Consider the following 12753-nt stretch of genomic DNA (forward strand, 5'->3'; position numbering starts at 1 on the left):
GTTGCTAATATGCATGCTTGGATAGAGCAATTGACCGAATTCGCCGCTGTGGCGGGACAATTCTTGTTCGCAACAATCGGCTTGTATACACTGCTTCGACTCATTCCTGTCCGCCAAGCAAGGTGGAAGCGGATCGCCTTCTTGCAATGGCGTGCCCATCCACCGCCGATTGCATGGCTGGAAAGATTGCGTCTAGACAGAAGCAGCTCGTCCTTCCAGGAGCGGGAGGTGCTGCTCGCAGGCTGCGGCTTCACGGCGGATGCCGGCTGGTACATGCTGGGGCGCCGTATCGGGATGCTGGCATGTCTCGGCTTGGCAGCTATTGGCTTGCTGTGGCAGGGGCTCTCGCTGTCGCTTCAAGCGCAGCTTATGATAGGCCTGCCATTGCTGGCTTCCGTGCTGCTCGCTGCCGATATCCCTTGGCTCCGCAGCATCCGCAAGCTGCGAGCCTTGCAGATGACGAAGGAGATCTATGCGGTGAGCAATCAACTGCTCTACTTCTCGGATTCCTCCCTTCATCTGCATACGAAGCTGGTGCGTTGCCTGCCCTTCACGAAGCTAATGAAGGAAGACATGGAACGGCTGCTGGCGGAATGGTATCACGATCCCGCGGAGGCGCTGCAGCGATTCAAGCACAGGCTCGGCACGGATGACGGCATGAGCTTCGTGGAGACGTTGGACGCGCTGAGGCAGCACGAGAGCAGCCAATACTACCAGTTGCTGCGGGTGCGGATCGGCGATTACAAGGATAAGCTGGAGCTGGCCAAGGAAAGCCGCAAGGAATCGACATCCTATGTGCTCTTCGTCATAGCCGGTGTTCCTATCTTGTATACGTTTCAAGTATTTATTTATCCGTGGATTATGGAGTCGCAGAAGCTGTTTCAATCTCTTGAATAAGGATGAATCGGAGCTTCTCGGCGAGAGGAGGTGAAGGCATGCGCAATATTCTGATGACAGTCATGTTGCTGGTCGTCGTAATTCTCTTGTTCAATACGATTATTGCAGAGGACTCGACAGGTACCAGAGCGCAGGTGCAGTCGCAGGGCAACTCCGCTAATACGCGAATTAGCCAGTTATTGCCCTAGAGCGAATGGAATGGGAAGGGAGATGCCGCTAGCATGCGTTCATTATTGATCTCATTGCTGCTGATTATTACGGTTGTCATCGTGTTCACGGCTGTTGTGGAAGGCGACGAAGGCATGAAGCGGCAGCTTCACAAGTCGGGAGATGCGATGGGTGAGTATATTAGGGGAACTAATCCATGAGACAAATATTGGTATTCATTCTATTCGCAGGCATGCTGTGCTGGATCATGTTCTCACCGATCTACAGACATGTCGCGATTATTCGGGGAGCCGTTCTACAGCAGGAAGTAGATTATTTGCTGGAGGTGGGAGCAAGCGGCACATATGGCTATATTAGCGGAGAGATGCAGCAGCAATCGATGGATCGTCTTGAGGGGCTTGGACTGCAAAGGACGGAGCTGCGCTACGAATACAATACGACGAGCGGCGTCGATCCGACGATTGCTGCTGCGCCAGTACCGAGAGGAATCGGTATATCTCTTCGAATTAGTTATCCTTACGAGAATATGTTCCTGATCGATTCCCTGATCGGCTTGACGCCGATACCGGCTGATGCCCGAATGAGCGCATTCGGGATGAAGATGAGCGAATATGTTCCTTGAAAGGAAGGGGCAGGCGGAGCCGGGAGGGGCGGAAGATGTACAAGCTGATTATAATGATGGGCATGATGACGATATGGCTTACTGCGCAATTGATGCAGGTCGAGGAAGAACTGGCGATGAAGACGATGTACCAGAGCAAGCGGGCAGTCAACCGGGCGGCTCATGCCGCAGCGCAGCAGCTGGACCGGACGGCTCTTGCCGAAGGAGTGTTGCGCATCAATGAGAGTGAAGCGCGCTCCTCCGCATCGCTTTATTTGCGGAACAATTTAGCGCTGGACGAACAGGGTGTGCCGTTGCCGCACTCCCCGCTACGTCATCCGGTGGAGGTAGTGGCGCTGGATATCGTCAATGCGGAGGAGAGCTTCCCCTATCATTATCGCAATGAAGCATACGATTTTGAAGTGACGCTGCAGCGGCCTGGGGTTGTGATGATCGTACGAATTGCACATCCCAGACGTTTTGCGGTCATTGACGATCGCATCTGGCATATTCGAGGTGCCGCAGAACTCGTCGACCGAATCGTGCAGGATGGCTCGTGAACGGGCAGTAATCGCTGAAGGTTGACGACGAATAGGATAATTGATGTAATAAGAGGGGGGGATAGAACGGGAGGAGAAAAAGGCGATGAATCGCGAACTAACGAAGAGGCTTCACCACGATTATATGAAGGTGTATCGGATCGCGGAACTAATTTCCAACGGCATCTTTTTTCTACTTATTATCGGCTATCTGATCGCAGCTTTGCTGTTAGATTGGACGCTAATGCCGGTATGGATATGCTTGCCGCTGCTGGCTGTATCTCTAATCGTATTCACATGGATTGTCCCGAAGGTGAAGTATGCGAGATTCAGATATGAACTGTTCGAAGAAGAGCTGGAAATCGAATCCGGTATCCTATTCATCAGCAATGTGCTTGTGCCGATGGTCCGGATTCAGCACGTAGAGCTCGGAAGCGGGCCGTTAATGCGGAAATACAGGCTGGCAAGCGTAAAGGTTGTGACGGCTGCGACGACTCATGAGATTAGCGGCTTGAAGCGAGAGGATGCGGAAGCGTTGAAACGACGCATCGGCGTGCTTGCGAAGGTGGATGACGAGGATGAATGAGCAGCGGAGAATGCTTCATCCCATTTATGTGCTGCATGGGTTATTGAGCGTATTACGCGGATTCCTGCCCGTCATCGTCATCGCACTGCTGCGGGGACCGGACTGGTCCGAGCTGCTGAGGTGGTATTGGATTGCGGGCGTGTCCGGAGTTGTTGCGCTTATTCTAGTACTTAGCTATTTGAACTGGCGAAGGTTCGGCTATTGGCTGGAGAGCGATCGCATCATTATTCGCAGCGGGATGCTGTTCCGCGACGAGAAGACGATCTATTACAGCCGCATTCATTCCGTCAACGTCGAACAGCCTCTATTCCACCGACTACTCGGCGTAGCCCAACTGAAAATCGAAACGCCAGGCGGCAGCAAAACTTCGGATGGCATCCTCCATGTGTTGTCCAAGCAAGATGCCGCAAGCATTCAGCAATTGCTGAGGGGACAAGTGGATGCCGCGCATGAAGGTCAGCCCATTCAGGATAGGAATAACGCCGGACATGCTGTTATCGCCAATACTCAGGAGCAGCAAGCTGAGGGCGCCGTGCCCTTAGCATCTGATGCCGCAGCTTTCGACAGAGCCTTACCTGCGGATCATTCCCGTCAATCGGCTGATTGTGATCTTCCTGTTGCGAGGGAAGCGATGCTGCGCTTGGATGCGGGACAGCTGCTGGGGGCGGCGGCGACATCTTTTAATATTGGACTGGTAGCGGCGTTTGTCGGGGGCTTGTTTTCATTCGCGGATGATTTTCTGGAGCTGCTGCTGCCCGAACATTTCTTCGAGAATGCGCTGGAGGATACCGTATCGCTAATGCCGAGTACGCTGTTGATAGTAATGGTTACCATCATGATTATCGGTTTCGCATGGTTGCTGTCGCTCGCGCTCTACATCATCAAGTACAGCGGATTTACGGTGAAGAAAACAGGTGAAAGACTATCGATTTCCTACGGATTGCTGGAGAAGAAGACGTATCAATTTGAGCCGAAGAAGGTGCAGGCGATTATCCTTGACGAGGGGCTTGTACGCCAGCCGTTCGGCTACACGGAGGTCAAGCTGCAGATCGTCTCCTCCAACAACGAGGAGCGGCTCATGCTACACCCTTTTATGAAGAAGAAGGAAGTGGCAGAGCTTCTGAAGCAATTTTTACCGGAAATGACGCTTCCCGAGTTGGACGGTATGACAATTGCTCCGCGCGGATCGCTCATCTATTATATGCGATTTCCGCTGCTGCTCGCAGTTGCAGCATGTACGGGGAGTATCATTTATTTTGGCTGGCCCGCCGTCTGGTCGTTGTTGCTCTTGCCGCTGGTCGCATGGTGGAGAGTATGCTGTCATCGCGCAGCCGGCATGCTGCTGAAGGATGGTCAGCTGACGTTGCGTCGACGATTCATTAACCGTACCACTTTTTTTATCCGGCGCCCGCGCATCGTTGTGATGAAAGTGAAACGAACGAGGGGGCAAAGGCGCAAGGGCGTCATTTCCTTGTCCGTGCACGCGCTTGGCAGCTCGCTTGGGTATAGTGTCGCTTGCTTGAACCAGAAAGATGTGGAGCCGGTTTGGCGCTGGTATAGCAGGCAACGAGCAGGAATAAAATAACCATTGGGCTCTGGCAACAATCGCAAGTTACGCGAGCGAGTTGCCAGAGTTTTTTTTGTACAGACTGTAGGGCATGATACCTCGGTTGGAATTAAGAAAATGAGCATATGGAGAGCGGTAAACGATGTGACCATGGTTGCAGAGCCGACTGTAAGCTAATGTCGTCAACGGACGGCGATTAGTTGTTTACGCTTGAATAAGATATAGCAATGAAAAATCAGTGGAAACAGAAAAATTTTATAGCCGATGAACGAAATGACGAGGTTGAGCGTCATATTGTCAGATTGTCAGATGAAGCATTAGCAAGGAGGAGGGCCACCCATTCAGGATGAATGTAAGCTTGCGCAAGAAGAAGCCGTTCTGGTGCGAGAAGCCAAGCGCGGCCAGCAACGATCGCTCGCAGAGTTAGTGCAGCGTAATTATTCCTTTCTCTATCATTATGCGCTCAAGCTGACGATGGATAAGGAGCGGGCACAAGATTTGACCCAGGAGACGCTATTGAAGGCGATCGAACGGATTGGCAGCTTCCAGGCGCAGTCGAAATTCTCGACCTGGCTAATTGCAATTGCATCTCGATTGGTCATTGACCGATCCAGGCGGATCGAGCGGGAGCGAAGGTGGATGCAAGAGGAGCAGCAAGCGCTTCGCAAGCTGAGGTACGAGTCGATGCAGCGCATGGGCGACTGGCCGGAAGCGCTGCAGGCGCTGGGGCAGCTGGAGGAACGGATTCGGATGCCGGTGCTGCTCAAATATTATTACGGTTATTCGCAAGAGGAAATTGCCGATATGCTGGAAGTGCCGACGGGGACGGTTAAGTCAAGGCTTCACACCGGATTGAAGCAGTTAAGAAAGGAGCTTGCGGACGATGAGTAACGATAAGGGTGCGAAAGGCGCTGAGGAGAGAGATGACCAACTGTGGTTTCAGCGGCATGTGAAGGGAGAGCTTCAGAGGTTCGACAAGTCGTTCGAAGCGGAAGCAGAAGCTCCCTCGATTATGGAGCTGGAGTCGTTCATTGGCGAGCATAAATCTTCCTTGCGCCGAAAGCAGTGGAAGGAGCTATTACTGTTCTGGTTGACAGCGCTGCTGCTGCTGGGTGGTGTGGGTTGGCTGTCGAAGCAAGATGTCATATGGTTTGTTACGCTGCAGATTGCCGCAGGCTGGGGTGGTATTTTGTTCTTGGGGATTATGCATCGCAGACGGAAGGGGAGCAGCGAATGGAAGAGCAGCTGAAGCAATCCCCTCTCTTCTGGGCGGCAATCGCGCTTCTGCTGATTATACAATCCACTTGGCTGTTTCTGGATGCGCGCAAGCGTAACAGCATGCCCTGGTTCTGGGGGATCTGGGGACTCATTCAATGTCCCCTGCCGCTGATCTGCTATTGGCTGATCGTCAGAAGGGGGCTGTTGAAGCGAGGAAAAAGAAACGGTTCAAGCAATGGCGGCAGACAGAGCGAAAAGGACAGCGATGGGGAGAATGGGAAACGCTAGATTAGGCTGAAACGAAGACAATAATGATTGGGAATATGAGGAATTCTGGATGAAGGTGAAGAGTAAGGCATTCCGGGCTAATGGCATTTAAGAGGGAGGAATTGAAATGACGGAAAATTTGGAGCTGTCCAAGCTGTTGGCGATTATTGCGCCGATTATTGTCATTCAGTTGATTTTGATGATTATTGCATTGATTCAATGTGTGAGAGCGGAGGAGACGAGAGGACCGAAAATCATGTGGATACTGATCATTATTCTCGTTAATCTTATTGGCCCGATCGCATTCCTGCTGTTCGGCAAGAGGAGGGACGGGTAATGGAACTGTTGCAGGTGAAGGAACTAAGCAAATCGTTCGGCTCTGCGCGAGCGGTGAAGGGAATCAGCTTCGACGTTCATGAAGGTCGTTGCGTAGCGTTGCTCGGCCCTAACGGCGCAGGTAAGACGACAACGATCCGCATGCTGGCTGGCTTGCTGAAGCAGACGGCAGGCCAAATCCATTTCCATGGAGCCGATACGGAGCTGGAACGAAAAAGCTTGCTGGGCTATCTGCCGCAATCCCCCACCTTCTACGGCTGGATGACCGGGCTGGAGTATGTATCATACATTGGAAAGCTGAGCGGAATGGGAGCATCGGAAGCGAAGAAGAGAGCTCTTGCGCTTATGGAGCGGGTCGGCATAGGCGATGTCGCCAAGCGTCGCATTCGCGGTTATTCCGGTGGGATGAAGCAGCGTCTTGGGCTTGCACAAGCGCTGGTGAATCGCCCTAAGCTGCTAATTATGGATGAGCCGGTATCGGCGCTGGACCCCATCGGCCGCCGGGAGGTACTGAAGCTGCTGGAGGAGCTGAAGCGGGAGACGACGGTGCTGTTCTCGACGCATGTGCTTCATGACGCAGAGGAACTTTGTGATGATGTTGTCATCATTCGAAGCGGAGAGATTGCGCTTCAAGGCTCGCTTAACGACGTGAGGAACCGGCATCGGCATTCCGTGATTGAGCTGAGACTGGAGGAGGATGAGCGTTCACTGTCCTGGCTGTCAGATTTTGCGGGTAAAGTGAGCGCCGGGAGCGACTTAGCGAACGGACATGCGTTGTTCAAGCAAGTGGAAGTGACTCGAAGAGGGGTTGTTAAGGTCATTGTCGACGATATTAACAGTGCGAGGGAATGGCTGCTGCACGAACTTGCCGAAGAACGAGTGAAGGTGAACCGGATGGAAATTGGCCATTCCAGTCTGGAAGATCTGTTCATGAAGGTGGTGGCGGAATGAGCGGGGTGTCACGATGGTTCGTACTGCTTGGGAAGGAAGTGTTGGAGCTTCAGCGCAGCTTCAAGCTGATCTGGGTGCCGCTGCTCTTCATTCTGCTTGGCATCATGCAGCCGGTCTCGACTTACTATCTGCCGTTTATTCTGGAGAAAGCGGGTAATATGCCGGAAGGAACGGTAATCGAAATTCCGATGCCGGAAGGCGGTCAAGTACTGGCGGATACGCTCTCTCAGTTCGGCGTGATGGGACTGCTTGTGTTGGTTCTCGTATTTATGGGCACTGTATCCGGAGAGCGCAATAGCGGAGCGGCATCGCTTGTGCTCGTCAAGCCGATCTCCTTCAGCGCTTATATCAGCGCCAAGTGGGTGGCCATGCAACTCCTTGCATGGGGTTCATTGCTGGCGGGTTATGTGGCCGCATGGTATTATACATGGCTGCTTATTGAGGTCGTGCCGATCGTATCGTTCTTATCCAGCTTTGCAATGTTCGGACTATGGCTAAGCTTCGTCATGACGCTAACGATTCTGTTCAGCACAGTATTGCGTAGCGCTGCCGGAGCTGCATTCGCAGCCTTGGGAGTGTCCTTGCTGTTAAGTATGCTGACCGGTCTGCTGCCCAAATATATGGAATGGAGTCCCGGCGCGATTAGCGGTTACGCCTATGCTCTGGCATCTGGGGCGGGGTTAGCGTCTGTGGAATGGGGTCTTGCTGTCGGTGTGACGATTGCTGTCATTGTCGCGGCATTATATGGGGCGGCAGCACTGCTACGCCGAAGTCCTGCCATTGATTAAGGATAGTCGGGGAAGCGCGCAACGGTTATAATGGAAATAAAGGAGCTGACAGCGATGAAATTGACAGTGGAACAGGCGGCAGCGAAGTGGTACAAGGACGGAATGGAGCTTCGCGACGGCGACCACCTGCGGATATTCGTCAGACTTGGCGGCTGCGGCAGCGTGCATCCCGGCTTGTCGTTGGGCGTTATGAAGGATGATCCCCTTCGTCCCGGTCTCAGTCAGCGTGTGGAAGGAATAACGTTTTATATGGAAGAGGATAACTTGTGGTATCTGGACAATAAGGAGCTGCGCATTTCCTTCGATGACAAGCATGAAGAGATTATAATGAAAGTCGTTTAAATGACTGAAAAAATAAGAAGATCAGATGCAGCAATATAAACGAACGGTATGCCCCGCACTCGCAATCGTGCGGGGTGTTTTTATCCTGCTTAATAACAATCCGTGCTACTCCTCGCTTAATTCCTTCAACGATTTCACTTTGCCATGCGGCGGGCGCTGATTTTGCTTGCGCTGATTCCACGCATTTTCGCGTCGATTTTTGGAAGATGTCATAATGGCTCGCCTCCTTCTGTCTTAGAATGGCAAAACACCCCCTTCGATATGCATGGGATAGAGAGGCTCTTGCAGTATGTTGTGGCTGTGTGGAGGCGTTGCAACATACTTACATCCCTCGACGGTACTTGGCGGGGGTGGTGCCCGTCAGTGCCTTGAAGCGACGGTGAAAGTGAGGCAGGCTGTCGAAGCCGCAGCTTGCGGCGATAGCAGCAATGTTATCGTCATTGCGATCGCTCTCAAGCAGCAGCTCCTTGGCCCGAATGATTCGCTTCGTCGTCACATAGTCCGTCACGTTCATCCCCGTCAGTCCTTTGAACACACGGGAGAAGTGGGATGGCGTGACAGAAGAGCGTTCCGCCAGCTGCGCAAGCCCAAGCTGGTCGTCCAGATGGTCTTCAATGTAACGCAGAATGCCGTTCATCCAACTAGGGACGGAGACGCGATTGCTTTCGCTTGCACCGCGTTCCGATTGGTCGTACATGCGGCAGCGGCTCAGCAGCAACAAAATATGCTGGAGATGCAGGAGTGCAGCTTGCCGATAGCCGACTGTACGGTGAGACATTTCGAGGTGGATATGCTGGATCAGCTCTACGATGCGCCCTTGCTGTTGCGTGTCCAGCGTTAAGAGGTAGGACCTGTGCCTTCTGGCAAGCTCGAATAGCCGCAGATAGGAGAATGAGTCGCCAAGCGGTTGATGATGGAGCAGCGAAGGGCTGAAGAATAGAGCTGTCGACGTCTTGGGATCAGCATCGACAGGGAAGGAGCGGTGGATCGTATTGCCCGGAATGAGCAGCACATCGCCCGCTCTTGCTTCATAGATGCCTTGATCAATGAAGAAGGTGCCGCCGCCGGAATAAATATAGACAATTTCATACCAGTCGTGAATATGATCAGGCAGCTCGTTTTGTGCGCTTTTCGTATCACGGAATGAATAATCGAATGGAAATTCGGCATCGTATTGAAATTTTTTATGGTATAGCTCCATCTTTTCTCCCGCCTCCTTAAGCAAGATGTAATTATACTGAATCTAGTGTATCAATTATCATAATAAGGTACAAATATGCGAATATCGGTTATTTCTATCGCTTATTTTGTTTTCTATAATAGCAATAGATGCCAATATTGATGAGGGGGTATAGGACGGATGGATGCAAGGACAATTAACCGAAAATTAGGGCATACAGGGGAGCAAGGCGAGGTGGGACCCGTTACGATACTGCAGATCGGAGAAGGTAACTTCCTGCGTGGCTTCTTCGACTGGATGATTCAGCAGTGCCGCAAGCAAGGACTGTATGATGGGAGTATTGCCGTGACGCAGCCCAGACCGGGCGGCAAGCCGAAGATTGATGCGTTGGCCGCGCAAGGCGGCTTGTACACTGTTGTCCTGCGCGGGCTGGAGAATGGCAGTCCCATCGAAAGAAGGGAAGTCATCTCCGCAATCAGCGAAGCGTTCGATCCCTATTCCGAATGGGACAGATTCCTGGCGCTTGCGGATCGGCCGGAGCTTCAGCTAGTCGTGTCGAACACGACAGAGGCGGGGCTGGCGTATCGGCCGGAGCCGTATACGGAAGGGCAGCCGATACACTCCTATCCCGGCAAGCTGACCATGCTGCTGTATCGCAGATACCTGCACTTCAGCGGCTCGCCGGATGCCGGAGTGGTCTGCTTGCCTTGCGAGCTGCTGGAGAGGAATGGCGATACGCTGCGGCAATGCGTGCTGCAGTATTGCGAAGACTGGATGCTGCCGGAGCCGTTCAAGCAATGGATAGTGGAGCATAACCGTTTCCTGAACTCGCTAGTCGATCGAATCGTGACGGGTTATCCAGAGGAGGAATTGGCGGAGCGGTGGTTCGGGGAGTGGGGGTATCGCGATCCCCTGCTGACGACCGCCGAGCCTTATCACTTCTGGGCAATCGAAGGGGAGCTTGAGCTAGAGCGACTGCTACCGCTGCGCAAGGCCGGACTGAATGTACATTGGGTCAATGATCTGAAGCCGTTCCAGCTGCGGAAGGTGCGAATATTGAACGGCTCTCATACCCTTATGACACCGCTTGGCATCGTACTAGGGCTGGAGACCGTCCGTGAGGCGATGGAGCATCCCGAAGTAGGACCGCTGGTGAGGTTGGCGGTGGAACAAGAGATTATTCCGGCTCTGCCTGAGATGGATGAGACGGAGCTTCGCGAATATGCGCAGGATGTGTACGGGCGATTCCTGAATCCGTTCATTCGCCATCGTCTGTCGGATATCGCGATGAACAGCCTAAGCAAGTTCAAGATCCGGCTGTTGCCTTCGCTGCAGCACGCGCTGCGTCATGCTGATCTGCCTGCCGGTCTGGTGGCTGGCATGGCTGGATTGCTGCGCTACTACAAGGTAAGCGAAGGTGACGAAGGCTTCGTCGGGGAAGCGCTGAACGGCTCGCGTTATAGCGTAAGGGACGATGAGGAGCTGCTGAGGCTGATCGCCGGAATTTGGTCGGATGCGGCACAGCAGGCGCAGCCGCTGCAGGAGACGATAGCGCAGCTATTGTCTTGCGAAGAGCTGTGGGGATGCGATCTGAATGCAATCGCCCCTGGCAACCGGCTAGCGGCAGACTTATGCAAGCATATGGAAGCATGGGAGGGACTGCAACATGTCTGATTGGTTAAGGCTTCATCCCGATGACCATGTCGTTGTGACACTGCGTTCCTTCGCAGCGGGCGAGCACTTGTTGCTGGAGGATGGCGCAACCGTGCTGGAGCTGGGGGATGATGTGCCAAGAGGGCACAAAATTGCGGCCAAGCTTGTGGAGCGGGATATGGATGTGCGGAAGTTCGGTTATTCCATTGGCAAAGCGAAGGAACGGATTGAGCCAGGGAGTTGGGTGCATACGCATAATTTGCGTACGGGACTGAAGGGGCTGCTGGATTATGCATATGAGCCTGACGGCGAGCAAGTCGATGCTGATCGAACGAAGGCATTGTCAAGCTCCCCTGATGCGGATCGCACATTCATGGGGTTCGTCCGCGAGAACGGCGAAGTCGGCATCCGCAATGAGATCTGGATTATCAATACGGTCGGCTGCATTAACAAAACATGTGAAATCATTGCAAGGCAAGCCACGGCGGCATTCCAGGGAAGGGTGGACGGCGTCTACCACTATGCCCATCCGTTCGGTTGCTCCCAGCTTGGCGACGATCTGACCTATACGCAGAAGCTGCTGGCTTCGCTTGCCCATCATCCCAATGCGGCAGGGGTGCTGGTCATGGGACTCGGCTGTGAGAACAACCAAGTGGAATCATTCCGCTCTGCGATCGGCGATTATGATGAGAGACGTATTCAGTTCATGAAGTCCCAGGAAGCGGCCGATGAGATCGAAGAGGCGCTGGAGAGAATTGAAGAGCTGGTCGGCTATGCCGAGACGTTCGTTCGCCAGCCGGTCCCGATATCACGGTTGAAGCTGGGATTGAAGTGCGGCGGCTCGGACGGCTTCTCCGGCATAACGGCCAACCCGCTTGTCGGCGCGGTGTCGGATCGGCTGATTGGGGCGGGAGGCACAGCCATATTAACAGAAGTGCCAGAGATGTTCGGAGCGGAGACGATACTGATGAATCGTGCGGCCGACGAGGCGGTGTTCCATCAGATTGTCAATCTGATTAACGATTTCAAGCAATATTTTATCCGCCATAATCAGGAAATCTACGAGAACCCTTCGCCGGGCAATAAGTCCGGCGGCATTACGACGCTGGAAGAGAAGTCGCTTGGCTGCACCCAGAAGGGGGGGCGTGCTATCGTCTCCGGCGTCGTGCCCTATGGCGAGCGAGTGCGTCACAGCGGATTGCAGCTGCTGGAATCGCCAGGCAACGATCTCGTATCGGTAACGGCGCTATCCGCCGGCGGAGCACATATGGTGCTGTTCACGACGGGAAGGGGAACGCCGTTCGGCGGGCCGGTGCCTACTGTGAAGCTTGCTACGAACAGCGAGCTTGCCGAGCGCAAGCGGAACTGGATTGATTTCAATGCGGGACAATTATTGGAAGGGAAGAGTATGGGCGAATTAAGCGACGAGCTGTGGGAGCAGTTGATCGCCATTGCTTCCGGTGAAGTCCATACGCTGAACGAGCGCAACGGCTTCAAGGAAATCGCCATTTTCAAGGATGGCGTCATTTTATAAACGATAATTAGCGGGCTCCCTCTTATGGAGGGAGCCCGCATTTTTTTGTGCAAAAGCAGGAATTATGGATCCGGGGCCGAATAGGTTGAAAGCGCTTGCTGATTAAAGGTGTATGCAGCAACAATG

Annotated in this window: 18 protein-coding genes; 16 read left to right on the forward strand and 2 right to left on the reverse strand. The window is 53.4% G+C overall.

Annotation, left to right across the window (positions count from 1 at the left end):
• Positions 1-9 precede the first annotated feature (9 nt).
• From ACFQ2I_RS21910 to ACFQ2I_RS21975, 14 genes are all read left to right on the forward strand, one after another.
• Positions 10-897, forward strand: a complete 888-nt coding sequence (locus tag ACFQ2I_RS21910; RefSeq protein WP_377568088.1) for a hypothetical protein — start codon at positions 10-12, stop codon at positions 895-897.
• A gap of 38 nt (positions 898-935) precedes the next feature.
• Complete coding sequence (locus tag ACFQ2I_RS21915; protein WP_377568090.1) at positions 936-1085, forward strand: hypothetical protein; 150 nt, start codon at positions 936-938, stop codon at positions 1083-1085.
• Between the two features lie 33 nt (positions 1086-1118).
• Complete coding sequence (locus tag ACFQ2I_RS21920) at positions 1119-1265, forward strand: hypothetical protein (protein ID WP_377568092.1); 147 nt, start codon at positions 1119-1121, stop codon at positions 1263-1265.
• On the forward strand, positions 1262-1687 hold the full coding sequence (locus ACFQ2I_RS21925; RefSeq protein ID WP_377568094.1) for a hypothetical protein: 426 nt from the start codon (positions 1262-1264) through the stop codon (positions 1685-1687). The genes ACFQ2I_RS21920 and ACFQ2I_RS21925 overlap by 4 nt, the downstream gene beginning before the upstream one ends.
• Before the next feature lie 35 nt (positions 1688-1722).
• A complete protein-coding gene (locus ACFQ2I_RS21930; RefSeq protein WP_377568096.1) occupies positions 1723-2226 on the forward strand; it encodes a hypothetical protein in 504 nt (167 codons plus the stop codon).
• Positions 2227-2311: 85 nt separating this feature from the next.
• Positions 2312-2791 carry a PH domain-containing protein gene (locus ACFQ2I_RS21935; protein WP_377568098.1) on the forward strand — a complete coding sequence of 160 codons (480 nt, stop codon included), beginning with the start codon at positions 2312-2314 and terminating at the stop codon, positions 2789-2791.
• Complete coding sequence (locus ACFQ2I_RS21940) at positions 2784-4376, forward strand: PH domain-containing protein (protein ID WP_377568100.1); 1593 nt, start codon at positions 2784-2786, stop codon at positions 4374-4376. The genes ACFQ2I_RS21935 and ACFQ2I_RS21940 overlap by 8 nt, the downstream gene beginning before the upstream one ends.
• Before the next feature lie 363 nt (positions 4377-4739).
• Positions 4740-5249, forward strand: a complete 510-nt coding sequence (gene sigY, locus ACFQ2I_RS21945; protein ID WP_377568102.1) for an RNA polymerase sigma factor SigY — start codon at positions 4740-4742, stop codon at positions 5247-5249.
• Entirely contained in the window at positions 5242-5607 is a 366-nt protein-coding gene (locus ACFQ2I_RS21950) for a DUF5345 family protein (protein ID WP_377568104.1), read from the forward strand. Before sigY ends, ACFQ2I_RS21950 begins: the two co-directional genes overlap by 8 nt.
• Positions 5592-5864, forward strand: a complete 273-nt coding sequence (locus ACFQ2I_RS21955) for a transcriptional regulator (protein WP_377568106.1) — start codon at positions 5592-5594, stop codon at positions 5862-5864. Before ACFQ2I_RS21950 ends, ACFQ2I_RS21955 begins: the two co-directional genes overlap by 16 nt.
• A 106-nt stretch (positions 5865-5970) precedes the next feature.
• Positions 5971-6180 carry a PLDc N-terminal domain-containing protein gene (locus ACFQ2I_RS21960; RefSeq protein WP_377568108.1) on the forward strand — a complete coding sequence of 70 codons (210 nt, stop codon included), beginning with the start codon at positions 5971-5973 and terminating at the stop codon, positions 6178-6180.
• Positions 6180-7130, forward strand: coding sequence for an ABC transporter ATP-binding protein (locus tag ACFQ2I_RS21965; RefSeq protein ID WP_377568110.1), 951 nt, complete (start codon positions 6180-6182; stop codon positions 7128-7130). The genes ACFQ2I_RS21960 and ACFQ2I_RS21965 overlap by 1 nt, the downstream gene beginning before the upstream one ends.
• Positions 7127-7918, forward strand: coding sequence for an ABC transporter permease subunit (locus tag ACFQ2I_RS21970; protein ID WP_377568112.1), 792 nt, complete (start codon positions 7127-7129; stop codon positions 7916-7918). Before ACFQ2I_RS21965 ends, ACFQ2I_RS21970 begins: the two co-directional genes overlap by 4 nt.
• Positions 7919-7972: 54 nt before the next feature.
• Positions 7973-8260, forward strand: a complete 288-nt coding sequence (locus ACFQ2I_RS21975; RefSeq protein WP_377568114.1) for a HesB/YadR/YfhF family protein — start codon at positions 7973-7975, stop codon at positions 8258-8260.
• Between the two features lie 105 nt (positions 8261-8365).
• On the opposite strand, the gene ACFQ2I_RS21980 is transcribed toward ACFQ2I_RS21975, so the two are convergent.
• Entirely contained in the window at positions 8366-8473 is a 108-nt protein-coding gene (locus ACFQ2I_RS21980; RefSeq protein ID WP_262680479.1) for a DUF6254 family protein, read from the reverse strand.
• Between the two features lie 109 nt (positions 8474-8582).
• Positions 8583-9461: a helix-turn-helix domain-containing protein gene (locus tag ACFQ2I_RS21985; protein ID WP_377568116.1), complete on the reverse strand. Its 879-nt coding sequence runs from the start codon at positions 9459-9461 to the stop codon at positions 8583-8585.
• Positions 9462-9620: 159 nt separating this feature from the next.
• Here ACFQ2I_RS21985 and ACFQ2I_RS21990 point away from each other — a divergent pair, with 159 nt between their 5' ends.
• On the forward strand, positions 9621-11114 hold the full coding sequence (locus tag ACFQ2I_RS21990) for a tagaturonate reductase (protein WP_377568118.1): 1494 nt from the start codon (positions 9621-9623) through the stop codon (positions 11112-11114).
• Positions 11107-12627, forward strand: a complete 1521-nt coding sequence (locus ACFQ2I_RS21995) for a UxaA family hydrolase (protein ID WP_377568120.1) — start codon at positions 11107-11109, stop codon at positions 12625-12627. The genes ACFQ2I_RS21990 and ACFQ2I_RS21995 overlap by 8 nt, the downstream gene beginning before the upstream one ends.
• Positions 12628-12753 lie beyond the last annotated feature (126 nt).

The sequence above is a fragment of the Paenibacillus chungangensis genome, assembly GCF_042675905.1.
In the GTDB taxonomy this organism is placed as follows: domain Bacteria; phylum Bacillota; class Bacilli; order Paenibacillales; family Paenibacillaceae; genus Pristimantibacillus; species Pristimantibacillus chungangensis.

What these genes read in the sequence shown, in the direction of transcription:
- ACFQ2I_RS21995 (WP_377568120.1), top strand. Translation starts at nt 11,107, where the DNA reads ATGTCTGATTGGTTAAGGCTTCATCCCGATGACCATGTCGTTGTGACA.
- ACFQ2I_RS21940 (WP_377568100.1), top strand. Translation starts at nt 2,784, where the DNA reads ATGAATGAGCAGCGGAGAATGCTTCATCCCATTTATGTGCTGCATGGG.
- ACFQ2I_RS21935 (WP_377568098.1), top strand. Translation starts at nt 2,312, where the DNA reads ATGAATCGCGAACTAACGAAGAGGCTTCACCACGATTATATGAAGGTG.
- ACFQ2I_RS21915 (WP_377568090.1), top strand. Translation starts at nt 936, where the DNA reads ATGCGCAATATTCTGATGACAGTCATGTTGCTGGTCGTCGTAATTCTC.
- ACFQ2I_RS21990 (WP_377568118.1), top strand. Translation starts at nt 9,621, where the DNA reads ATGGATGCAAGGACAATTAACCGAAAATTAGGGCATACAGGGGAGCAA.
- ACFQ2I_RS21930 (WP_377568096.1), top strand. Translation starts at nt 1,723, where the DNA reads ATGTACAAGCTGATTATAATGATGGGCATGATGACGATATGGCTTACT.
- ACFQ2I_RS21975 (WP_377568114.1), top strand. Translation starts at nt 7,973, where the DNA reads ATGAAATTGACAGTGGAACAGGCGGCAGCGAAGTGGTACAAGGACGGA.
- ACFQ2I_RS21910 (WP_377568088.1), top strand. Translation starts at nt 10, where the DNA reads ATGCATGCTTGGATAGAGCAATTGACCGAATTCGCCGCTGTGGCGGGA.
- ACFQ2I_RS21985 (WP_377568116.1), bottom strand. Translation starts at nt 9,461, where the DNA reads ATGGAGCTATACCATAAAAAATTTCAATACGATGCCGAATTTCCATTC.
- ACFQ2I_RS21980 (WP_262680479.1), bottom strand. Translation starts at nt 8,473, where the DNA reads ATGACATCTTCCAAAAATCGACGCGAAAATGCGTGGAATCAGCGCAAG.
- ACFQ2I_RS21960 (WP_377568108.1), top strand. Translation starts at nt 5,971, where the DNA reads ATGACGGAAAATTTGGAGCTGTCCAAGCTGTTGGCGATTATTGCGCCG.
- ACFQ2I_RS21965 (WP_377568110.1), top strand. Translation starts at nt 6,180, where the DNA reads ATGGAACTGTTGCAGGTGAAGGAACTAAGCAAATCGTTCGGCTCTGCG.
- ACFQ2I_RS21955 (WP_377568106.1), top strand. Translation starts at nt 5,592, where the DNA reads ATGGAAGAGCAGCTGAAGCAATCCCCTCTCTTCTGGGCGGCAATCGCG.
- ACFQ2I_RS21925 (WP_377568094.1), top strand. Translation starts at nt 1,262, where the DNA reads ATGAGACAAATATTGGTATTCATTCTATTCGCAGGCATGCTGTGCTGG.
- ACFQ2I_RS21970 (WP_377568112.1), top strand. Translation starts at nt 7,127, where the DNA reads ATGAGCGGGGTGTCACGATGGTTCGTACTGCTTGGGAAGGAAGTGTTG.
- ACFQ2I_RS21950 (WP_377568104.1), top strand. Translation starts at nt 5,242, where the DNA reads ATGAGTAACGATAAGGGTGCGAAAGGCGCTGAGGAGAGAGATGACCAA.
- ACFQ2I_RS21920 (WP_377568092.1), top strand. Translation starts at nt 1,119, where the DNA reads ATGCGTTCATTATTGATCTCATTGCTGCTGATTATTACGGTTGTCATC.